Genomic DNA, 20,116 nt, shown 5'->3' with positions numbered 1-20,116 from the left:
GTGCGGCGCGGCGCGGCGCTCTCGGACGCCCACGCGGTGATCGAAATGATGTCGCCTGGGCGTGCCGTCGGCTCAGTTCGGCAGTCTCCAGTTCTGGGCGGCCGTGCGGTTGCAGGTGTAGAGCTGGAGCTGAGTGCCGTTCGTGGTCGAGGAATGGGGGTCGTCCAGGCACAGTCCGGACTCGGGGTTGACGAGCGATCCGTCGGAGCCCTGGGTCCACTGCTGGGCGCCGCTGCCGTTGCACGTCCACAGCTGGATCAGGGTGCCGTTGGTGGTCCCGCTGTGATCGGCGTCCAGGCATTTGCCGAGGGTGCGTATCGTTCCGTCACCGGCGATGATCCAGTCCTGCGCGTAGGTGTTGTTGCAGGTGTAGATCTGGACGTGGGTGCCGTCGGCCGTGGCGGACGAGGCGTCGTCCGCGCAGAGGTTCGCGGCGACCGAGGAAACCATGGGGCCAATGCGAGGTGACGGCGGGGCCGTGGTGTCACCGGCGTAGGAGGGCGGCGCCGCGGACGCCGCCGTCGCCCAGGAGGTGTTGGCGCTGGTGCCGAGGGTGTAGTCGAGCGTGCCGCCGGCGGTGATCGCCGTCGTGGGGGCGTAGGCGTTGTTCCAGGCGGCGCCGTTGAAGGTCGCGGACTGCACGTAGGGGGCGTTGTCCGCCGCGCCGTTCCCGTTGACGGTCAGCGTCCTGCCCGACGGGAGGGTGACGACGGCCTGGGTGAACAGCGGTGAGCCCAGGGCGAGATCGGAGGTGCCCGGGGTCTCGGGGAACATGCCGAGCGCGGACCACACGTACCAGGCGCTCATCGCGCCGAGGTCGTCGTTGCCGTCGGCCAGCCCGCCGGGGGTGTTCGCCCAGATCTGGTCCTGGATCGCCCGCACGGTGCGCTGCGTCTTGTAGGGCTGCCCGGTGTAGTCGTACTCCCACGGCAGTTCGATGCTGGGCTCGTTGCCGACCCAGGCGTAGCCGCCCGCGCCGGTGAAGCTGCGCAGCACGGTGTCCAGGTAGTGGTTCATCGCCGTGTTGCCGCCCTTGGCGCGGGCCAGGCCGCCGATGTCGAAGGGGACCATGCCGGTGTAGATCCAGGAGTCGGCCTCGACCATGTCGGTGCCGCTGGTGGGGTCGAACCCGCCGGTCCACGCACCGTCGGCATCGCGCGGCTGGACGAAGCCGGAGGCGGGGTCGAGCACGTTGCGCCAGTCCTGGGCGCGGTTCGCGTACGTCTTCTGGTCGGCCGTGTCGCCGAGTGCGCCGGCCATCGCGGAGAGTGCGAAGTCGGCGGTGTCGTACTCCAGCGTGGTGGCCACCGGACCGTAGAAGTTGCAGCAGCCGTAGCTGCCGTCGTGCGGCATGTACCCGGGTGAATTCAGGTAGTTGAGGCCGGGGCGGTCGTTGTTGGCGGTGCTCGCCTGCTTGACCATGTCGGCCAGGGCGGTCTTCGTGTCGAAGTCGCGGGCGCCGAAGGCGTAGTAGTCGGCGAGAATGGCGTCCGCCGGGTCGCCGACCATGACGTACGACTCCCCGTTGTTCTCCGACCACTTGGGGAAGATCCCGGTCTGGGTGTAGTCGTCGACCATCGACTGCGCGGTGTCCGAGGCCACCTCGGGTGCCACCAGGGCTTCGAGCTGTGCCTGCGAACGGTAGATGTCCCAGCCGGAGTAGTTGGCGTACGCCGCGTCGTGCCCCGCGTCCACCGTGTGCGTCCTGCCGTCGAAGCCGTAGTACTGGCCGTTGGTGTCGCTGATCACGTTCGGGTGCAGCAGGGAGTGGTAGAGCGCGGTGTAGAAGCTCTGCTGCTGCGCGGCCGTTCCGCCGGCGATCCGGATCTTGCCGAGCGCGCTGTTCCAGGCGTCCTGCGCGGCGGTGCGGGTCGCGTCGAAGTCCCAGCCGGGGTTCTCCGCCGTCCGGTTGGCGACCGCGCCCGCGACCGAGACGTAGGAGACGCCGACCTTGGCCTGGACGACCGGGTCGGACGTGGTGTTGAAGGTGACGTAGCCGTTCGAGGCGGCGACCGACGGGGAGGCGGCGCTGCCCCCCGCGGCCTTCGGCGGCGTCGCACTCGGGACCTTGCCGTGCAGCACCGGCTTGTTGGGCGTCTCGGCGGCGTTCTTGGACGCCTTGCCCGGCTGGACGGGCTTGAGTGTCGACGCCTTCGCGAGGGAGGTGCCCTGCGAGGTGAAGGGCTGGTCGAAGACCATGTCGAAGTACACGGTGTAGGTGTTGCCCGCGCCGCAGAAGCGGCCGCTGGTGACCTGGCCGCTCACCTCGGTGTCCGAGACCCTGGTGAACTGCGTGTTAGTGGCGCCGTTCTGACTGCCCGTCAGTTTGAAGATCAGGTTGGCCCGGCTGGTCGACGGGAAGGTGAAGCGTGCCATGCCGCTGCGGGTGGTGGTGGTCAGCTCGGTGGTCACCTGGTTGTTGAGCGCGACCTTGTACGACCCGGCCGACGCGGACTCGTCGGCGTGCGAGAACGCGTCCGTGGCGCCGGTGTTCACGGCCCCCACCGTGGGCAGGACCGGGACGTCACCGGCCGCGCCGCAGCCGGGCCCGGCGATGTGGGTCAGGCTGAATCCGGTGATCGAGGAGTCGTTGTACTCGTAGCCCCCGCCGGAGGGACGCGACGGTGTGTCCGGACTCCACTGCACCATGCCGAACGGCACGTCGGCCCCGGGGAAGTCGTCGGCCTGGTTCGAGGTCCCGATGAACGGGTTGACCACGGTGGCCGGTGAGGCGACGAACGCGGCGTTACCGGCCGCCCGGGCGGGCGCGGACATCCCGAGCGCGGCCAGGGCCGCCGCCGCCAACAGACCGATCACCGTGGTTCCCGGCGGTCTCAGCAGTCGTGTCATCACGGAGAGTTCTCCTCTGCTCGGAGAGGGGGGGCGACAACGTTGTCTCTCTGTCTTGAGCGCGGGGTGCGGGGCACGGGCGCGGGCACGGGCCGGGGTGCGGGGGCAGAAGCGCCGGCGCCCGAGGGGTGGCGGGAACAATCGAGCTTGACAACGTTGTCGGATCACCCCGGAGGTGAGGTGCCTGACGGTGGGAGCGCTACGACGGGTCCCGGGGCGCCGGGCGCCCAGGGTGTCGACTCGAACTCTTCGCGAAGTTAGCCACTGGGCAGGGTCATGTCAACGGAGTGGGCCACCGCCGTTTCCGGCCACTGCGGTACCGACGGGACGCGCCGGGCATGTCCACGCACCGGGCTCGGCGTGCTCACTCAGGCCCGCGTCCGGTGCTGAGCGGACGCCTGTGCGGTCGGTCAGCAGTGGTGACCGGGCGCCGTCACACCCTGGTCCATCAGCGTGTCCAGCAGTCCGCCGAGAACCTCGCGCTGCTCGTCCGTCAGCGGCGCGAGGATCTCCGCGGCGGCGGAGCGCCGCGATTCGCGCAGAGCGCGCAGCGCCGTGCGGCCGTCCTCGGTGAGCTCTATCCGGATCACGCGGCGGTTGGTCGGGTCGGGCACCCGGCGCACCTTGCCGCCGGCCTCCAGTCCGTCCACCAGCGTGGTCACCGCGCGGGGGACCACCTCCAGGCGCTCGGCGAGGTCCGCCATGCGCGGCGGCTCGTCGTAGTGCGCCAGCGTGCGCAACAGCCGGGACTGGGCCGGGGTGACGCCGAGGCCCGCCAGCTCGATGTGCCGCTTCTGGACGCGGTGCATGCGACGCGTGAACCGCAGCAGTTGCTCGGCGAGCAGGCTGTCGGTGTCCGGGGTGGTCATGCGGGAACAATATCAGGATCTATTTCATTGTGAGCATAGGTAACAATGAGCTAGGGTCCGACAGTCGGCGCCGGACTCGCGCTGGCCCTCCGCACCTCCGACTTCGACCCCGCCGGCGTCTTCCGTCCGTGTCTTCCGTCCGTGTCTTCCGTCAGTTTCTCCGGTCCCGTCCGTTTCTCCGACCCCGTCCGCTCTCCGATCCCGTCCGTTCTCCCATCCCGTCCGTTCTCCGACCCCGTCCGTTCTCCGATCCCGTCCGTTCTTCGATCCCGTCCGTTTGTCCGATCCCGAACTCGATCCCGATCCCGTAGGAGCTCATGCACCCCGACCGTGAACCCCGCTGGACACCGCCGGCCGACGCCAAGGAGCAGCCCCGGCAGGTGCGCCGCATCCTCCGGCTCTTCCGCCCCTACCGCGGCCGACTCGCCGTCGTCGGCCTGCTGGTCGGCGCCTCGTCGCTGGTCTCCGTCGCCACGCCCTTCCTGCTGCGGGCCATCCTCGACGTGGCGATCCCCGAGGGCCGTACCGGCCTGCTCAGCCTGCTCGCGCTGGGCATGATCCTCAGCGCCGTCCTCACCAGCGTCTTCGGCGTCCTGCAGACCCTGATCTCGACCACGGTCGGCCAGCGCGTCATGCACGACCTGCGCACCGCCGTCTACGGCCGGCTGCAGCGCATGTCCCTCGCGTTCTTCACGCGCACACGCACCGGTGAGGTCCAGTCCCGGATCGCCAACGACATCGGTGGCATGCAGGCCACCGTCACCTCCACCGCCACCTCTCTGGTCTCCAACGTGACCAGTGTGGTCGCCACGATCGTCGCGATGATCGCGCTCGACTGGCGCCTGACCGTCGTCTCGTTGCTGCTGCTGCCCGTCTTCGTGTGGGTCAGCCGCCGTGTCGGCAACGAGCGCAAGAAGATCACCACCCAGCGCCAGAAGCAGATGGCCGCCATGGCCGCGACCGTCACCGAGTCGCTCTCCGTCAGCGGCATCCTGCTGGGCCGCACCATGGGCCGCTCCGACTCCCTCACCCGGTCCTTCGCCGAGGAGTCCGAGGGGCTGGTCGACCTCGAGGTGCGCTCGAACATGGCCGGTCGCTGGCGCATGGCCGTCATCACGATCGTCATGGCCGCCATGCCGGCCGTCATCTACTGGACCGCGGGCATCGCCCTCCAACTGGGCGGTCCGCAGGTCTCGATCGGCACGATCGTCGCCTTCGTCTCGCTCCAGCAGGGCCTGTTCCGCCCGGCCGTCAGCCTGCTGTCGACCGGCGTCCAGATCCAGACCTCGCTCGCCCTCTTCCAGCGCATCTTCGAATACCTCGACCTGCCGATCGACATCACCGAGCGGGACGACCCCGTCCACCTGGACCGGATCAAGGGTGAAGTCCGGTTCGAGGACGTCGAGTTCCGCTACGACAGCGACGACGGCCAGAGGGGACCGATCCTCGACGGCATCGACGTCACCGTCCCCGCGGGCAGCAGCCTCGCGGTCGTCGGCCCGACCGGCGCCGGAAAGTCGACGCTCGGCTACCTCGTCCCGCGGCTCTACGACGTCACCGGCGGCCGCGTCACCCTCGACGGGACCGACGTGCGCGACCTGGACTTCGACACCCTGGCGCGGGCGGTCGGCGTCGTCTCCCAGGAGACGTACCTCTTCCACGCCTCGGTCGCCGAGAACCTGCGCTTCGCCAAGCCGGACGCCACCGACGAGGAGCTGCGCACGGCCGCGAAGGCGGCCCAGATCCACGACCACATCGCGTCCCTGCCGGACGGCTACGACACGGTCGTCGGCGAGCGCGGCCACCGTTTCTCCGGCGGTGAGAAGCAGCGCCTGGCCATCGCGCGCACCATCCTGCGCGATCCGCCGGTGCTGATCCTGGACGAGGCGACCAGCGCACTGGACAACCGCACCGAGGCCGCCGTGCAGGCCGCGATCGACGCCCTGTCGGCCGACCGCACCACGCTCACCATCGCCCACCGCCTGTCCACCATCCGCAGTGCCGACCAGATCGTGGTCCTCGACTCGGGCCGTGTCGCCGAACGGGGCACGCACGAGGAGCTGCTGGAACAGGGTGGGCGGTACGCGGCCCTGGTACGCCGGGATGCCCAACTGGAACCGACGAGCTGAACATATGCCGGGTTTGGGGCGATATGCGGGTTACCGTGCCCGCATGCAGAAGAACACTCCGCCACGGAGCACGATTCGACTGACGCGGCGGGGCAAGCTCGTCCTCGTCGTGACCGGGGCCGTCGTGGCCGGCACCGCCGTGGCGGTGCCGCTGCTGATGCTCCGCAGCGGCGGGGACGCCCGGCCCGCGTCCCTGGTGATCCCGGAGGGCTGGCGCGCGAGCCAGATCTACGACGCCGTCGACAAGACCCTCGCCCTGCCCGCGGGCAGTACCAAGAAGTCGCTGGCGAAGGCTCACTTGAAGCTGCCGAAGGACGCCGAGGGCAACCCCGAGGGCTACCTCTTCCCGGCGACGTATCCCGTCCCCGAGAAGGCGACCCCCGAGTCCCTGCTGACCACCATGGTCGACACCGCCGACAAGAAGTTCAACGGTGCTCCGATCGCGGCCGGCGCACAGCGCAACGCGATGAACGTCTACCAGGCGGTGACCGTCGCGAGCATCGTGCAGGCCGAGGCCGCCTCGAAGGCCGACATGGGCAAGGTGGCGCGGGTCGTCTTCAACCGGCTCGAGCGCGGGATGCCCCTGCAGATGGACTCCACCCTCAACTACGTCCTGCACCGCGCGACGCCGGCGACCAGCTCCGCGGACACGAAGGTCGACAGCCCCTACAACTCCTACCAGCGCATGGGGCTGCCGCCGACGCCGATCGACAACCCGGGCGAGGACGCGATGCGCGCCGCGATCAGTCCCACCCCCGGCGACTGGCTGTACTTCGTGACGGTCAAGCCCGGAGACACCCGCTTCACGGCCGACTTCGCCGAACACCAGCGCAATGTGGCCGAGTTCAACGCGGTCCGGAAGACGGCCGACGCGGTCCGGAAGACGGCGTCCCCGTCCGGGTGAGCCAGGCGGGGCCTCAGGCGGCGGCCGGTTCGCCGGTCCGTCCGGCGAGCAGCCGCCGCACGTCCCGTACGGCCGCCCGGCCCGCGCGGTTGGCGCCGATGGTGCTGGCCGACGGGCCGTAGCCGACCAGGTGGATCCGCGGGTCGGCGACGGCCCGGGTCCCCTCGACACGGATGCCGCCGCCCGGTTCGCGCAGCCGCAGCGGTGCCAGGTGGTCGATCGCGGCCCGGAAGCCGGTCGCCCACAGGATGACGTCGGCGTCGACGCGCCGGCCGTCCGCCCACTCCACGCCGTCCGGTGTGATCCGGTCGAACATGGGCCGGCGCTCCAGGACGCCCTCCGCGAGGCCCTGCCGGATCGCGTCGTTCAGCGGCAGGCCGGTCACCGACACCACGCTCTCGGGGGGCAGCCCCTGCCGCACCCGCTCCTCCACCAGCGCGACCGCGGCGCGGCCGGACTCCTCGGTGAACGGGCCCTCGCGGAAGACGGGCGGACGCCGGGTGACCCAGGTGGTCGCGGCCGCGTACCCGGCGATCTCCAGCAGGTGCTGCGTCCCGGAGGCGCCCCCGCCCACCACGACCACCCGCTGCCCGGCGAAGGCCTCGGGCCCCGGGTACCGCGCGGTGTGCAGCTGGAGTCCCCGGAAGGTCTCCTGGCCGGGGTAGCGTGGCCAGAACGGCCGTTCCCACGTACCGGTCGCGTTGATCAGCGCCCTGGTGGACCAGTCACCGTCCGAGGTCTCGACGAGCAGCCGCCCGCCGGAGCCCTCCCGCACCGCACGCACCTCGACCGGCCGCCGTACCCGCAGATCGAAGGCGTCCTCGTACGCGGCGAAGTACTCGGCGACGACCTGCGAGGACGGGCGCGCGGGATCGGCGTCCGTCAGTTCCATGCCGGGCAGGGAGTGCATCCCGTGGACCTTGCCGTACGTCAGCGACGGCCACCGGAACTGCCAGGCACCGCCCGGTCCGGGGGAACGGTCCAGCACCACGAAGTCGCGCTCCGGGACGAAACCGGTGCGCCGCAGGTGATAGGCGCTGGACAGCCCTGCCTGACCGGCGCCCACGACGACCGCCTCGACCTCGCGTGTGTTGTTCACGCTTCTACCAACTCGGGCGGGGCGGCGGATCTTCCCCTGCCGTGTGGCACGGGCCGGATGGGTCACGATGGAGGCATGTCAGATGCCTTCACCACCCGAGTACTGAACGTCTCCACCGGCTCCGCGGAGAGGGTCGCCGACCTGACCCGCGACTGCGAGTCCTTCCTGCGGGAGGCGGCCGGCGGCCGTGACGGTCTCCTCAACATCTTCGTCCCGCACGCCACGGCCGGCGTCGCCATCCTCGAGACGGGCGCCGGCAGCGACGACGACCTCCTCGCCACCCTCCACACCCTCCTTCCCGCCGACGACCGCTGGCAGCACCGGCACGGCAGCCCCGGTCACGGCCGCGACCACGTTCTTCCGGCGATCGTCCCGCCGCACGCGACGCTGCCGGTGGTCGGCGGACGGCTGGAGCTGGGAACCTGGCAGTCGGTGTGCCTGGTGGACACGAACAAGGACAACCCGGACCGCACGGTGCGGCTGTCCTTCCTCGCGGGCTCCTGAGCGCCTTCCGGCACCGCACCGCTCGACTTCCCGCGGGGCGTCGGCATAACCGGCGGCGTCACCTGTCCACCGGCTCGGCAACCTGATCGCCGCTCTGGACCTGCCCGTCCAGGAAGCCGTCGCCGACCGCCACGTCCATCCGGCAGCGATGACCTGGACCGCGGTGCCGGCCCTGACCGCCGCGGTCGTGCTCGCCGCCGCCTGCAAGGAGGCCAGGGGCATCCGGTCCGGCACGACGGGCACGACCGGCACGCAGGCGCCCAGCAGCCCGGCGGCCGACACCGCGCAGCGCCCGGGTACGGGGCCACCGCTGGACCCGCTGGACCCGCTGGACCCGCTGGACCCGCTGGACCCGCTGGACCCGCTGGACCCGCCGGATCCGCGGGACTCGGCGGACCCGCCGAATTCGCCGGATCCATCGAACCCACCGAACCCGGCGGACCGCTGGGCCGGAGGGAGGCGACCGCCGGACCCGCCGGACCCGGCAGTCCGCCGGACCGGACGGAGGCGACCGCCGGACCGGGCAGCGGGGACCGCGGGACCGGACGGAGGCGACCGCCGGACCGGGCAGCGGGGACCGCCGGACCGGACGGAGGCGACCGCAGCGCCGGACAGCCGAAGATCGCCGGACCGGACAGCGGGACCGCCGGGCCGGTCGGACGGAACAGACGGCTCGTCAGTCCGGCCGGACGGATCCTCAGGCCGGTCGGACGGCTCGTCAGTCCGGTCGGACGGCTCGTCAGGCCGGAGTGTCGTTCCTTGCCTTGTCGCACCGCGCCGTACTCACACACCGTCAGCTACGCGGTTTGCGTCGCCCATCGGGTGCCAGCCGGGTGAAGCCTGCGGCGCCACCGGCTTCCCGGGGCATGCATCAAGACCCCGGCCCGATCCGGGCGGCTGCCACGACGACGTGCTGGAGGCGAGCGTGATGAACGAACGAGCCGAGCAGGCCGGCCACGACACCCTCAGGGTCCCGGTGCTCGTCGTCGGCGGTTCCCTGGTCGGCCTGTCGACCTCGCTGTTCCTGGGCCGGCTCGGGGTGCGCCATCTCCTCGTGGAGCGGCACTCCGGCACCTCGATCCACCCGCGCGGCCGTGGCAACAACGTCCGCACGATGGAGCTCTTCCGGGTGGCCGGCGTGGAGCAGGGGATCCACCGGGCCGCCGCCACCCTGGCCGACAACCACGGCATCCTGCAGACGCCCACCCTGGTCGGCGACGCGGGGGAGTGGCTGTTCCGCGAGATCGACCCCGGCGGGGGACTGGCCCGCTTCAGCCCCAGCGGCTGGTGCCTGTGCAGCCAGAACGACCTGGAGCCGGTCCTGCTCGACCACGCCGGCCGACTCTGCGGCGACCTGCGCTTCTCCACGGAGCTGATGTCCTTCGAAAGCGACGCCAACGGTGTCACCGCCGTGGTCAAGAGCCGCGAGACCGGCGAGCACACCACCGTCCGCGCCGACTACCTCGTCGCCGCCGACGGCCCCCGCAGCCCCGTCCGCGAGCAGCTCGGCATCGGCCAGAGCGGCCCGGGCGACCTGTTCCACAACGTCAGCGTCACCTTCCGCTCCCGCCGCCTCGCGGAGGTCGTCGGCGACCGGCGCTTCATCGTCTGCTACCTCACCGGCCCGGACGCCGACGGCGCCCTGCTGCCGGTGGACAACCGCGAGAACTGGGTCTTCCACGCCCCCTGGCACCCCGAACTCGGCGAAACGCTGGAGGAGTTCACCGACGAGCGGTGCGTCGGACACATCCGCCGCGCGGTCGGGGTGGCGGACCTCGACGTGGAGATCACCGGCCGGGCCCCCTGGCACGCCGCCCAGCGCGTCGCGCGCAGCTACCGTGCCGGCCGCGTCTTCCTGGCCGGCGACTCCGCCCACGAGATGTCGCCCACCGGGGCCTTCGGTTCCAACACCGGCATCCAGGACGCCCACAACCTCGCCTGGAAGCTGGCCGCGGTGCTCGGCGGCTGGGCCGGCGAGGGGCTGCTCGACACCTACGACGCCGAACGCCGCCCGGTCGCGGAGGCGACCAGCGCCCGTGCCGCCCACCGTTCGGCCGAGCACAGCCACCCCGGCTTCACCCCGCCGCCCGGCGCCGGCGGCGGTCCCCGGCGCGGCATCCTCGACGTCGCGCTCGGCTACCGCTACCCGCGGGGTGCGGTCGTCGGCGCCGACCCCGCGGCGGCCGTCGTACCGGAGAAGCTCGACCTGACCGGCCGGCCCGGCAGCCGGGCGCCCCACTTGTGGGTGCGGCGCGGGGAGGAGAAGGTCTCCACCCTCGACCTCTACGAGCGGACCCTGGTACTGCTCAGTGACGCGGGTGATCCGAGCGGATGGCACCGCGCCGCCACCCGGCCGGCCCAGCGGATCCCGGTACCGCTCGCCTCCTGGCGCGTGGGCACCGGGCCCGGAGCCGACCTGGTCACGGAGGGCGACGCGGACTGGACGGCCGCCCACGGCATCACCCGCGGGGGTGCCGTCCTCGTTCGGCCGGACGGGTTCGTCGCCTGGCGGTCGGCCGGACCCGTCCCGGATGCCGAATCGGTGCTGCGTGACGTCCTTGCGGAGGTGCTGGCACTGGGTTGATCACCCGAAGAGCGGAGTCACGGGTGAGGCCGGCCGCTTCACCCGGCTGATCGTCCCGACTGGTGGCCCGGGGGCGCCTGACTGACGGTGGATCACGTCGGGGCCCGGTTCAGTCAGCTGACCAAGTCCCAGCTGCCGGGCCGTGACGGAAGGACCATCAGATGCGCTCTGCTCGCATGATCCTGGCCACAGCGGCGGCCTCCGCCGCCCTGGCCTTCGGCGCTCCCGGCGCGTACGCCGCCGGGGGCAACTGGGATCACGACGACTCTTCGTACAGCGACGGCTCCTCGCACGGCAAGGAGCACGACAGGCACGAGGCACCGCACGGCGGCATGCACACCGGTGGAGGTGCGCTGGCCGCGGTGAGCGACCACAACGACTGGGGCAGCTCGCGGGACCCGAAGACGGACCCCGACACCTACAAGGACAACGACGGAGGCAAGAAAGACTGGGGCGGCGGGGATCGCGACAGCGGCAGCCGCGGCAACGACTCCTGGGGCGGCGGGCACGAGAAGCCCAGTGGCGGGATGCACACCGGCGGCGGGGCGCTGGCCGCTCCGACGGCGACCGCCGGCGGGCTGGCCGTGCTCGCGGTGGCGGCCACCGGCCTGTACGCGATCCGTCGCAAGAAGCCGGTCGGAAGCCCGGCCTGATCCATGCCGGATGCGATAGCGCAGCCGCGGCCGCCACCCGTGCCCCGAGTGGCGGCCCGGCGCGCTGTCCCCGCACCCCGTCCGCACCGCTGCCGTGCCAGTGAGGTGGTCCCCGATGGCACAACCCCCTTCCTCCACCGACGACGAACCGGTGCCCGCGGCACCGGGATCCTCCCGCTCCGGGGCGATGATGATGTGCGTCGCGGCCGGCCTGGTCCTGGTCGCCGGCCTCGTCAACGGCCACGGCGACTCCACCGGCTCCGCCGGCCCGGCCGTCGCGCCGCGCCCGGCCGCGGCGGCCCCGCGGTCCGCCGGGACGTCCGAGCCGCGGCCCGCCACGACCGGCGCCGTACGGCCGGTCGGAAAACACCTGCCGAGATCGGCGCCCGTGCGCCTGCGCATCCCGAAGATCTGGGTGGACGCCCCCTTCACCGACCTCTACATCGGGCCCAACGGGCACCTGCAACCGCCGCCCGCCGCCGACACCAACCTCGTCGGCTGGCATGCCAAGGGCGCGTCGCCCGGTGAGACGGGCACCGCGGTCATCGCCGGGCACGTCGACACCAAGACCTCCGCGGCCGTCTTCGCCAACCTCGGCGAGCTGAAGAAGGGCGACGTGTTCTACGTCGACCGGGCCGACGGGAGCACGGCGACCTTCAAGGTGGACGACGCCGAGACCTTCGCCAAGTCCGACTTCCCCAGCGACCGCGTGTACGACGACACCCCGCGTGCCGAGGCGCGGCTGATCACCTGTGCGGGCGACTACGACCACTCGGCGCACGACTACACCGACAACCTCGTGGTCTTCGCCCATCTCGTCTGAGAGGTCACCCGCGTAGTGCATCCGAGTCGCGGGCGTGCGGGCACGGGCACACGATCGAGAAACGCCGGCGCCGCATCACGGCGGCCGAGGCCACCACTTCTGTCCCCGAAGGAGATGTGCGCAGGATGACCACCACGTCGGAACGTGTATCCGGTTCCCCGGCCAGCCAGGTCTCGCCCCGAGTCTCACAGTCCGTGTTCGACGGTTCCAGACTCCGGGTCGTGCTGCTGGTGGACGTCAACGACGGCGCCCAGCAGCAGTTCCTGGAGGCCTACGAGCTCCTGTGCAACCAGGTCGCCTCCGTCCCCGGACACGTCAGCGACCAGCTGTGCCAGTCCATCGAGAACCCCTCGCAGTGGCTGATCACCAGCGAGTGGGAGAGCGCCCCGCCGTTCCTCGCCTGGGTCAACAGCGAGGAGCACGTGCGGATGGTGGAGCCGCTGCACCACTGCGTCCGCGACACCAGGTCGCTGCGCTTCCACATCGTCCGCGAGACCGGCGGCCCGGCGGCGGGCGCCGAGGCGGCCGGGCGCCGGCTCCAGGCGGCGCCCCGGATCGGCGACGGCCTGATCCGGCACGCGCTCACCTTCACCGTCAAGCCCGGCAGCGAGGAGAAGGTCGCGAAGATCCTGGCCGACTACGCCTCGCCCGAACCGCGGGTCGACGACGCCACCCGGCTCGTCCGCACCTCCCTGTTCATGCACGGCAACCGCGTGGTGCGGGCCATCGAGGTGCGGGGCGACCTGCTCGCCGCGCTGCGCCACGTCGCCCGGCAGCCCGAGGTCCGCGCCGTCGAGGAGGCGGTCAACCCCTACCTGGAACAGGACCGGGACCTCGACGACCCCGAGTCGGCCCGTGTCTTCTTCACCCGGGCCGCGCTGCCCGCCGTCCACCATGTGACCGCCGAACGGCAGCAGGGGCCGGCGGAGCGGTACGCCCTGTCCTACCCGGTCCGCTCCGGCCAGGGCATGCGCCTGGCGGAGCTGCTGGCCCGCCAGGACGCGGCGGCGGCCGACGATCCGCTGAACCCGGTCGTGCGCAGCACGATCTTCCAGCGCGACGACGTCGTCGTACGGCTGATCGACGTGCGCGGCGGGCTCGACGCGGCGGATCCCGCGCTGATCCTCGGCCTCGCGGACCCCGCGCGGATGGGCGAGCTGACAACGCTGTCCGCCGACGCGTCCGCTCCGAAGGACGCCGAACTCGCGCGCCTGGTGCGGCTCGCCCGCATGGAACTCGTCACCGACCGCCGCTCGCCCGAGGCCTGATGCGCCCTCACCCGGCGCCCACACCCTTACGTCGATGCAGGACCTGAACGGAGGAACGCCGTGATCTCATCCCGTCCCAGAATCGTGGATCTCAGCGAGGTCGAGCCCAACCGCCGGCGCGGCGGTGATCTGCGCGCCATGCTCACTCCCGCCACCGTCGGCTCCACCAGCGGTTTCATGGGCGTCGCCATCGTGGAGCCCGGCGACCGCATCGCTGAGCACTACCACCCGTACTCCGAGGAGTTCGTGTACGTCCTGTGCGGGGAGCTGGAGGTCGACCTGGACGGCGTCGCCCATCCGCTGCGGCCCGAGCAGGGGCTGATGATCCCCGCCCACATGCGCCACCGCTTCCGCAACGTCGGCAACGTGGAGGCCCGCATCGTCTTCCACCTCGGCCCGCTGGCCCCCCGTCCCCAGCTGGGCCACGTCGACACCGAGGAGACCGATACCGTCGCAGAGGTCGGTTCATGACGCGACGGGTCGCCGTCACCGGCATAGGCATCGTCGCCCCGGGCGGCATGGGCGTGCCGGCGTTCTGGGATCTGCTGGCGGCCGGGCGCACCGCGACGCGGGGCATCACGTTCTTCGACCCGGCGGGGCTGCGCTCGCGGATCGCCGCCGAGTGCGACTTCGAACCCGCGGCACTCGGACTGGACGCCGAGCAGACCGCGCGCTGCGACCGCTACATACAGTTCGCCCTGGTCGCGGGCGCGGAAGCGGTGCGGGACGCCGGCCTCGACCTCGCGCGGGAGAACCCCTGGCGCGTGGGGGTCTCCCTGGGCACCGCGGTCGGCGGCACCACCCGGCTGGAACACGACTACGTACTGGTCAGCCACCACGGGCAGCGCTGGGACGTGGATCCGCAGCAGGCCGGGCCGCATCTGCACCGGGCGTTCGCGCCCAGCACGCTGGCCGCGACGGTGGCGGAGGAGTTCGGGGCCCGCGGTCCCGTGCAGACCGTCTCCACGGGCTGCACCTCCGGCCTCGACGCGGTCGGCTACGCCTTCCACACCGTTCAGGAGGGCCGGGCCGACCTGTGCATAGCCGGCGCCTCGGACTCGCCGATCTCCCCGATCACCATGGCGTGCTTCGACGCGATCAAGGCGACCTCCCCGAACAACGACGACCCCGCCCACGCCTCGCGTCCCTTCGACGCCGACCGGGACGGCTTCGTGATGGGTGAGGGTGGCGCGGTGCTCGTCCTGGAGGAACTCCAGCACGCCCGGGCCCGCGGCGCCCGCGTGTACTGCGAGCTGGGCGGTTACGCCACCTTCGGCAACGCGTACCACATGACCGGACTGACCCGCGAGGGCCTGGAGATGGCCAGGGCCATCGAAGCCGCCCTCGACCACGCGCGGCTCGACGGCACGGCGATCGACTACGTCAACGCGCACGGCTCGGGCACCCAGCAGAACGACCGGCACGAGACCGCCGCGGTGAAACGGGCGCTCGGCCCGCACGCCTACGACACGCCGATGAGCTCCATCAAGTCCATGGTGGGCCACTCCCTCGGCGCGATCGGCGCGATCGAACTCGTCGCCTGCGTCCTGGCGCTGGCCCACCAGACGGTCCCGCCGACCGCCAACTACGAGACCCCCGACCCCGAGTGCGACCTGGACTACGTCCCGCGGACCGCACGCGCCCGGAAACTCGACAGCGTGCTCTCGGTGGGCAGCGGGTTCGGCGGCTTCCAGTCCGCGGTCGTCCTGACCCGGCCGAGGGAGAAGACACGATGAGCGAACCGTATCCACGGCGCGCGGCCGTCACCGGCATGGGCGTGATCGCCCCCAACGGAGTCACCACGGAGACCTTCTGGAAGTCCACCAGGGAAGGCATCGCCGTCCTGGACCGGGTCACCCGTGAGGGCTGCGAGCACCTGCCGCTGAAGGTGGCGGGCGAGGTCCGCGGCTTCGACCCCTCGGCCGCGGTGGAGGAGCGCCTCCTCGTCCAGACCGACCGGTTCACGCACTTCGCGATGGCCGCGGCCGATCTCGCCCTGGCGGACGCCCGGCTCGGCCGGACGGTCACCGACGGCTCCCCGTTCTCCGTGGGCGTGGTCACCGCGGCCGGTTCCGGCGGCGGCGAGTTCGGGCAGCGGGAACTGCAGCAACTGTGGGGCAGGGGGAGCCGGTTCGTCGGCCCGTACCAGTCCATCGCCTGGTTCTACGCCGCCAGCACCGGCCAGATATCCATCCGCCGCGGCTTCAAGGGCCCCTGCTCCGTCGTCGCCGGCGATGAGGCCGGCGGTCTGGACGCCCTCGCCCACGCGGCGCGCGGCGTGCGGCGCGGCACCGACGTCATCGTGGCCGGCTCCACCGAGGCGCCGCTCGCCCCCTACTCGATGGTCTGCCAGCTCGGGTACGCGGAGCTGAGCACCGCGGACGACCCGGCCCGCGCCTACCGACCGTTCACCTCCGCGGCCTGCGGGTTCGTGCCCGCCGAGGGCGGCGCCATGCTGGTCGTGGAGGACGAGGGCGCGGCCCGGGAGAGGGGAGCGCGGGTGCGTGCGGTGCTCGCCGGGCACGCCGCCACCTACACCGGCGCCTCCCGCTGGGAGGAGTCCCGGCTCGGTCTGGCCCACGCCGTCCGGGGCGCCCTGGACGAGGCGGGCTGCGCGCCGGGGGAGATCGACGTGGTCTTCGCCGACGCCCTCGGCGTGCCGGAGGCAGACCGCGCCGAGGCCCTCGCGATCGCCGACGTGCTCGGCACCCGGGTACCGGTCACGGCACCCAAGACCGGGATCGGCCGTGGCTACGGAGCGGCGCCTGTGCTCGACGCCGTCGCCGCGGTGCTCGCGATGGAGCACGGCGTGATCCCGCCCACCCCCAACGTCTTCGACATCTGCCATGACCTGGACCTCGTCACTGGCAGGGCCCGCACCGCGGAACTTCGCACGGCGCTGGTCCTGAGCCGGGGACTCATGGGGTCGAACTCGGCGCTGGTGCTGCGGCACGGCGCCACCGGCGCCTCGTGACGAGACGCCGCGGAGCAGAGAAGGAGAACAGGTCCATGACCGATCGCATCACCGTCGAAGAGCTGGCCGAGCTCATGAAGAAATCCGCCGGGGTCACCGTCGCTCCGGAGGAACTCCGCGTCGCCGACCCGGGCTTCGACACCCTCGGCATCGACTCGCTCGGACTGCTGGGCATCGTCGGCGAGCTGGAGAACCGGTACGGCACCCCGATGCCTCCGGACGCCGAACGCTCGAAGACGCCCCGGCAGTTCCTCGACCTCGTCAACAGTGCCCTCATGACAGGAGCGTGAGCATGACCGGACACACCCGGAAGACCGGACACACCCAGGAGACCGGACACACCCGGAACGAGATCACCATCGCGGCACCGCTGGACCTGGTCTGGGACATGACCAACGACCTGGAGAACTGGCCGCGGCTGTTCAGCGAGTACGCCTCGGTCGAGGTCCTCTCCCGCGAGGGGAACAGGACCACCTTCCGGCTGACGATGCACCCGGACGCCAACGGCACGGTGTGGAGCTGGGTCTCCGAGCGCGAGCCGGACCGCGACACCCTCACCGTCCGGGCCCGCCGCGTCGAGACGGGCCCCTTCGACCACATGGACATCCACTGGCGCTACGAGGAGGTGCCGGGCGGCACGCGGATGGTCTGGACACAGGACTTCGCGATGAAGCCGGACGCGCCGGTCGACGACGCCTGGATGACCGACAACATCAACCGGAACTCCAAGGTCCAGATGGGCCTGATCCGGGACCGCATCGAGAAGGCCGCCGCCGAGCGCGGGGCCACGCCGGGCCTGAACGGCTGAGCCGGACGGAGAACGACCCCCCATGCACCAAGCCCTGATCGTCGCCCGCATGGCACCGGGATCGGCGCCCGACATCGCCAAGGTGTTCGCGGAGTCCGACCGCGGAGAGCTGCCCCACCTCGTCGGGGTGACCCGGCGCAGCCTCTTCCAGTTCGGCGACGTCTACCTGCACCTGATCGAGTCCGAGCGCGAGCCCGGCCCCGCCATCGCCAAGGTCACCGACCACCCCGAGTTCCGGGACGTCAGCGAACGGCTGTCCGCCCACGTCACCGCCTACGACCCCGCCACCTGGCGTTCCCCCAAGGACGCCATGGCGCGGCGCTTCTACCTCTGGGAGCGTGACCCGGCCGGCTGACCCGGCGCGGCACCACCGGTGGCCGGACCCGCGACGACGCGGGATCGGGCCACCGGTGGTCCGTGCGGCCGGCGGCCCGGTCAGCCGGGCACGTGACAGTCGAAGGCGTGCAGATAGGGGTTGACCGGCCGGACGTCGTCGATGACCAGTCCCGCCCCGGTCAGCCGTTCCACCATGCTCCGCGTCGTGTGCTTCGCCCCGCCGACGTTGAGGAGCAGCAGCAGGTCCATCGCGGTGCTGAACCGCATGGAGGGCGAGTCGTCGACGAGGTTCTCGATGACCACGACCCGGGTGCCCGGGCCGCCCGCCTCGCGCACGTTGCGCAGCGTCCGCGCGGTGCTCTCGTCGTCCCACTCCAGGATGTTCTTGATGACGTAGACGTCGGCCTTCACCGCGACGGCCACCCGGACGTCGCCGGGCACGATGCGCACCCGGTCCGCGAGGTCCCCGCCCTCCCGCAGCCGCGGCACCGCGTTCTCCACCACCCGGGGCAGGTCCTGCAGAGTGCCGTGCATCGACGGGTACTTGTCGAGCAGGCTCGCCACGACGTGCCCCTGGCCGCCGCCGAGGTCGGCGACCGACGAGCTCCCCGACAGGTCGAGGAACGCGGCGACATCGCGTGCCGACTGCGCGCTGGAGGTCGTCATGGCGCGGTTGAAGACGTCGGCCGACTCCGGGGCGTCCTCGTTGAGGTAGGGGAAGAACTCCTTGCCGTAGAGGTCCTCGATGACGTTGCGCCCGGTGCGCACCGCCTCGTCCAGCCGCGGCCAGGCGTCCCAGGTCCATGGCTCGGTGCACCACAGCGAGATGGCGCGCAGGCTGTGCGGGTCGTCCTCGCGCAGCAGCCGGGACACGTCGGTGTGCGCGAAGGTCCCGTCCGGCAGTTCGGCGAAGACGCCGTGGCAGGACAGCGCGCGCAGCAGCCGCCGCAGCGGACGGGGTTCGGCCTTCACGGCGGCCGCGAGGTCCTCCACGGACATGGCGGCCTCACCGAGGGCGTCCGGGACGCCCAGCCGGGCGGCCGCCCGGACGGCGGCGGCGCACGCCGCCGCGAACGCGAGCTCCCTCAGCCGCATGGACGGCGACGGAGCGGTCTGTGCGGTCGTCATGCGCCGCTTCCTTCCTTCTGCCGGTCCACGCATCCTGGGCCGGTACGCGCGAGGGGCCGGGACGGGCGGGTCAGCACAGGCCCGCGGGCTTGGACGCGCGGCAGGTGTTGCCCTGGAAGGTGTTGTCCTTGCCGAGGTCCGCGTTGACCAGGTCCGCCGGGGAGTTGCCCTTGAGCACGTTGCCCGTGATGCGGTTGTGGTCACTGGTGACGCCCACGAAGCTCTTGAACAGGACGATGCCGCCGGACATCGAGGAGGTGCCGACGTTGTCCCTGACGATGTTGCCCGTCACCGCGGTGTCGTCGGCGCCGGTCACGACGATCCCGGAGCCCTGCAGTGCCTCCAGCCGGTCCGTCTTCGGACACGACTTGTTGTTGCGTACGACGTAGTTGCCGCGCACGGCCAGGTCGCCGGCCTTCGGCTTGTTCTCGTCGCCGACGACGAAGACCCCCGCGCAGTTGCCGGTGACGTGGTTGCGCGTGACGACGAGGTTGCGCAGCCGGCGCACCGTGACGCCGATGCGGTTGCCCTCCAGGCGGTTGCGCTCGACGACCGTGCCGCCGGTATCCGAGGCGCCCGCCTCCTCCTTGATCGTGTTGGCGAGGAAGACCCCCGCGTCACCGTTGTCCCGGGCGGTGTTGTCCCTGATCACCGCGTGCACCGAGCGCTCCTGGGCGATGCCCCACACACCGTTCCCGACCGAGGTCACGTCCTGGACGGTCAGCCCGTCGGTCGCCATGGAGAACACACCGCTGCGGGCGAAGCCGGTGACGGTCAGGTTGGCGACGGTGACGCCCGCCAGGTCGCGGTCCTTCGTCCCGACGACGCAGATGCCGTTCCCGCCCTCGGCGCAGCTGCCGGCGGCCCTCTTCGTACCCGGTTCGATCACCGTGCTGCGTCCCATGCCGCGCAGGGTCAGCCCCGGCGTGGTCACCTTGACGCTCTCGTGGAAGGTGCCGGGGGCCAGCAGAACGGTGTCCCCGCTCCCGGCGGCGTCCACCGCCTTCTGGATCGACTCGCCGGGCCAGACCACGTGCACCTCGTGGTGGGAGGCGGGCGGAGCGGCACCGAGTCCCGTCCCGACGACCACGGCGGTGCACATCAGGTACGCAATGCGGTATTTCGTCATATCTCGAACGCTATGACCCGATGGACCGCTCACCGGGCCGATGGGCCATCCGGTGGCG

Annotated in this window: 18 protein-coding genes; 13 read left to right on the top strand and 5 right to left on the bottom strand. The window is 71.7% G+C overall.

The window, feature by feature from the left end:
* Positions 1 to 72: 72 nt before the first annotated feature.
* Positions 73 to 2,850 carry a lectin gene (locus tag ACJ9NR_RS04970; protein ID WP_412489559.1) on the bottom strand — a complete coding sequence of 926 codons (2,778 nt, stop codon included), beginning with the start codon at positions 2,848 to 2,850 and terminating at the stop codon, positions 73 to 75.
* A gap of 410 nt (positions 2,851 to 3,260) precedes the next feature.
* On the bottom strand, positions 3,261 to 3,719 hold the full coding sequence (locus tag ACJ9NR_RS04965; protein WP_412489560.1) for a MarR family winged helix-turn-helix transcriptional regulator: 459 nt from the start codon (positions 3,717 to 3,719) through the stop codon (positions 3,261 to 3,263).
* A 317-nt stretch (positions 3,720 to 4,036) separates the two neighbouring features.
* Here ACJ9NR_RS04965 and ACJ9NR_RS04960 point away from each other — a divergent pair, with 317 nt between their 5' ends.
* Both ACJ9NR_RS04960 and mltG read left to right on the top strand, forming a co-directional pair.
* Positions 4,037 to 5,848: an ABC transporter ATP-binding protein gene (locus ACJ9NR_RS04960; RefSeq protein WP_412489561.1), complete on the top strand. Its 1,812-nt coding sequence runs from the start codon at positions 4,037 to 4,039 to the stop codon at positions 5,846 to 5,848.
* Between the two features lie 43 nt (positions 5,849 to 5,891).
* Complete coding sequence (gene mltG, locus ACJ9NR_RS04955) at positions 5,892 to 6,752, top strand: endolytic transglycosylase MltG (RefSeq protein ID WP_412489562.1); 861 nt, start codon at positions 5,892 to 5,894, stop codon at positions 6,750 to 6,752.
* A gap of 13 nt (positions 6,753 to 6,765) precedes the next feature.
* Here the strand turns inward: mltG and ACJ9NR_RS04950 are convergent, their stop codons facing one another.
* Positions 6,766 to 7,851: an NAD(P)-binding domain-containing protein gene (locus tag ACJ9NR_RS04950; protein ID WP_412489563.1), complete on the bottom strand. Its 1,086-nt coding sequence runs from the start codon at positions 7,849 to 7,851 to the stop codon at positions 6,766 to 6,768.
* Between the two features lie 75 nt (positions 7,852 to 7,926).
* Here ACJ9NR_RS04950 and ACJ9NR_RS04945 point away from each other — a divergent pair, with 75 nt between their 5' ends.
* The 11 genes from ACJ9NR_RS04945 (at position 7,927) to ACJ9NR_RS04895 (ending at position 17,820) form a co-directional block, all read left to right on the top strand.
* Complete coding sequence (locus tag ACJ9NR_RS04945) at positions 7,927 to 8,355, top strand: YjbQ family protein (protein WP_412489564.1); 429 nt, start codon at positions 7,927 to 7,929, stop codon at positions 8,353 to 8,355.
* Positions 8,356 to 9,283: 928 nt separating this feature from the next.
* A complete protein-coding gene (locus tag ACJ9NR_RS04940; protein WP_412490510.1) occupies positions 9,284 to 10,939 on the top strand; it encodes an FAD-dependent oxidoreductase in 1,656 nt (551 codons plus the stop codon).
* Between the two features lie 161 nt (positions 10,940 to 11,100).
* Positions 11,101 to 11,592, top strand: a complete 492-nt coding sequence (locus tag ACJ9NR_RS04935; protein WP_412489565.1) for a hypothetical protein — start codon at positions 11,101 to 11,103, stop codon at positions 11,590 to 11,592.
* Between the two features lie 115 nt (positions 11,593 to 11,707).
* Positions 11,708 to 12,415 (top strand): class F sortase, encoded by a 708-nt coding sequence (locus tag ACJ9NR_RS04930; RefSeq protein ID WP_412489566.1) that lies wholly within the window; start codon positions 11,708 to 11,710, stop codon positions 12,413 to 12,415.
* 125 nt (positions 12,416 to 12,540) lie between these two features.
* Positions 12,541 to 13,683: a SchA/CurD-like domain-containing protein gene (locus ACJ9NR_RS04925; RefSeq protein WP_412489567.1), complete on the top strand. Its 1,143-nt coding sequence runs from the start codon at positions 12,541 to 12,543 to the stop codon at positions 13,681 to 13,683.
* 60 nt (positions 13,684 to 13,743) lie between these two features.
* Positions 13,744 to 14,154 carry a cupin domain-containing protein gene (locus tag ACJ9NR_RS04920; protein ID WP_412489568.1) on the top strand — a complete coding sequence of 137 codons (411 nt, stop codon included), beginning with the start codon at positions 13,744 to 13,746 and terminating at the stop codon, positions 14,152 to 14,154.
* The gene (locus tag ACJ9NR_RS04915) at positions 14,151 to 15,419 is read left to right on the top strand and encodes a beta-ketoacyl-[acyl-carrier-protein] synthase family protein (RefSeq protein WP_412489569.1); all 1,269 of its coding nucleotides are present in this window, start codon (positions 14,151 to 14,153) and stop codon (positions 15,417 to 15,419) included. Before ACJ9NR_RS04920 ends, ACJ9NR_RS04915 begins: the two co-directional genes overlap by 4 nt.
* The gene (locus tag ACJ9NR_RS04910) at positions 15,416 to 16,657 is read left to right on the top strand and encodes a ketosynthase chain-length factor (protein WP_412489570.1); all 1,242 of its coding nucleotides are present in this window, start codon (positions 15,416 to 15,418) and stop codon (positions 16,655 to 16,657) included. Before ACJ9NR_RS04915 ends, ACJ9NR_RS04910 begins: the two co-directional genes overlap by 4 nt.
* Positions 16,658 to 16,692: 35 nt before the next feature.
* On the top strand, positions 16,693 to 16,947 hold the full coding sequence (locus ACJ9NR_RS04905) for an acyl carrier protein (protein ID WP_412489571.1): 255 nt from the start codon (positions 16,693 to 16,695) through the stop codon (positions 16,945 to 16,947).
* A gap of 2 nt (positions 16,948 to 16,949) precedes the next feature.
* Positions 16,950 to 17,465, top strand: a complete 516-nt coding sequence (locus tag ACJ9NR_RS04900; protein WP_412489572.1) for an SRPBCC family protein — start codon at positions 16,950 to 16,952, stop codon at positions 17,463 to 17,465.
* 22 nt (positions 17,466 to 17,487) lie between these two features.
* Positions 17,488 to 17,820: a TcmI family type II polyketide cyclase gene (locus ACJ9NR_RS04895; RefSeq protein WP_412489573.1), complete on the top strand. Its 333-nt coding sequence runs from the start codon at positions 17,488 to 17,490 to the stop codon at positions 17,818 to 17,820.
* A gap of 80 nt (positions 17,821 to 17,900) precedes the next feature.
* On the opposite strand, the gene ACJ9NR_RS04890 is transcribed toward ACJ9NR_RS04895, so the two are convergent.
* The gene (locus ACJ9NR_RS04890) at positions 17,901 to 18,929 is read right to left on the bottom strand and encodes a methyltransferase (RefSeq protein ID WP_412489574.1); all 1,029 of its coding nucleotides are present in this window, start codon (positions 18,927 to 18,929) and stop codon (positions 17,901 to 17,903) included.
* A gap of 70 nt (positions 18,930 to 18,999) precedes the next feature.
* Entirely contained in the window at positions 19,000 to 20,058 is a 1,059-nt protein-coding gene (locus tag ACJ9NR_RS04885; protein ID WP_412489575.1) for a right-handed parallel beta-helix repeat-containing protein, read from the bottom strand.
* Between the last annotated feature and the right edge of the window lie 58 nt (positions 20,059 to 20,116).

The organism is Streptomyces sediminimaris (assembly GCF_047049295.1).
In the GTDB taxonomy this organism is placed as follows: Bacteria; Actinomycetota; Actinomycetes; order Streptomycetales; family Streptomycetaceae; genus Streptomyces; species Streptomyces sediminimaris.
Note: the sequence above shows the minus strand (reverse complement) of the source record. Positions and strands in the feature narration are given on the sequence as shown.

Bases quoted from the DNA above. Each gene is read 5' to 3' on its own strand.
- mltG (WP_412489562.1), top strand. From the start codon at position 5,892: ATGCAGAAGAACACTCCGCCACGGAGCACGATTCGACTGACGCGGCGG.
- ACJ9NR_RS04945 (WP_412489564.1), top strand. From the start codon at position 7,927: ATGTCAGATGCCTTCACCACCCGAGTACTGAACGTCTCCACCGGCTCC.
- ACJ9NR_RS04885 (WP_412489575.1), bottom strand. From the start codon at position 20,058: ATGACGAAATACCGCATTGCGTACCTGATGTGCACCGCCGTGGTCGTC.
- ACJ9NR_RS04910 (WP_412489570.1), top strand. From the start codon at position 15,416: ATGAGCGAACCGTATCCACGGCGCGCGGCCGTCACCGGCATGGGCGTG.
- ACJ9NR_RS04965 (WP_412489560.1), bottom strand. From the start codon at position 3,719: ATGACCACCCCGGACACCGACAGCCTGCTCGCCGAGCAACTGCTGCGG.
- ACJ9NR_RS04940 (WP_412490510.1), top strand. From the start codon at position 9,284: ATGAACGAACGAGCCGAGCAGGCCGGCCACGACACCCTCAGGGTCCCG.
- ACJ9NR_RS04960 (WP_412489561.1), top strand. From the start codon at position 4,037: ATGCACCCCGACCGTGAACCCCGCTGGACACCGCCGGCCGACGCCAAG.
- ACJ9NR_RS04915 (WP_412489569.1), top strand. From the start codon at position 14,151: ATGACGCGACGGGTCGCCGTCACCGGCATAGGCATCGTCGCCCCGGGC.
- ACJ9NR_RS04895 (WP_412489573.1), top strand. From the start codon at position 17,488: ATGCACCAAGCCCTGATCGTCGCCCGCATGGCACCGGGATCGGCGCCC.
- ACJ9NR_RS04905 (WP_412489571.1), top strand. From the start codon at position 16,693: ATGACCGATCGCATCACCGTCGAAGAGCTGGCCGAGCTCATGAAGAAA.
- ACJ9NR_RS04890 (WP_412489574.1), bottom strand. From the start codon at position 18,929: ATGACGACCGCACAGACCGCTCCGTCGCCGTCCATGCGGCTGAGGGAG.
- ACJ9NR_RS04930 (WP_412489566.1), top strand. From the start codon at position 11,708: ATGGCACAACCCCCTTCCTCCACCGACGACGAACCGGTGCCCGCGGCA.
- ACJ9NR_RS04900 (WP_412489572.1), top strand. From the start codon at position 16,950: ATGACCGGACACACCCGGAAGACCGGACACACCCAGGAGACCGGACAC.
- ACJ9NR_RS04935 (WP_412489565.1), top strand. From the start codon at position 11,101: ATGCGCTCTGCTCGCATGATCCTGGCCACAGCGGCGGCCTCCGCCGCC.
- ACJ9NR_RS04925 (WP_412489567.1), top strand. From the start codon at position 12,541: ATGACCACCACGTCGGAACGTGTATCCGGTTCCCCGGCCAGCCAGGTC.
- ACJ9NR_RS04970 (WP_412489559.1), bottom strand. From the start codon at position 2,850: ATGACACGACTGCTGAGACCGCCGGGAACCACGGTGATCGGTCTGTTG.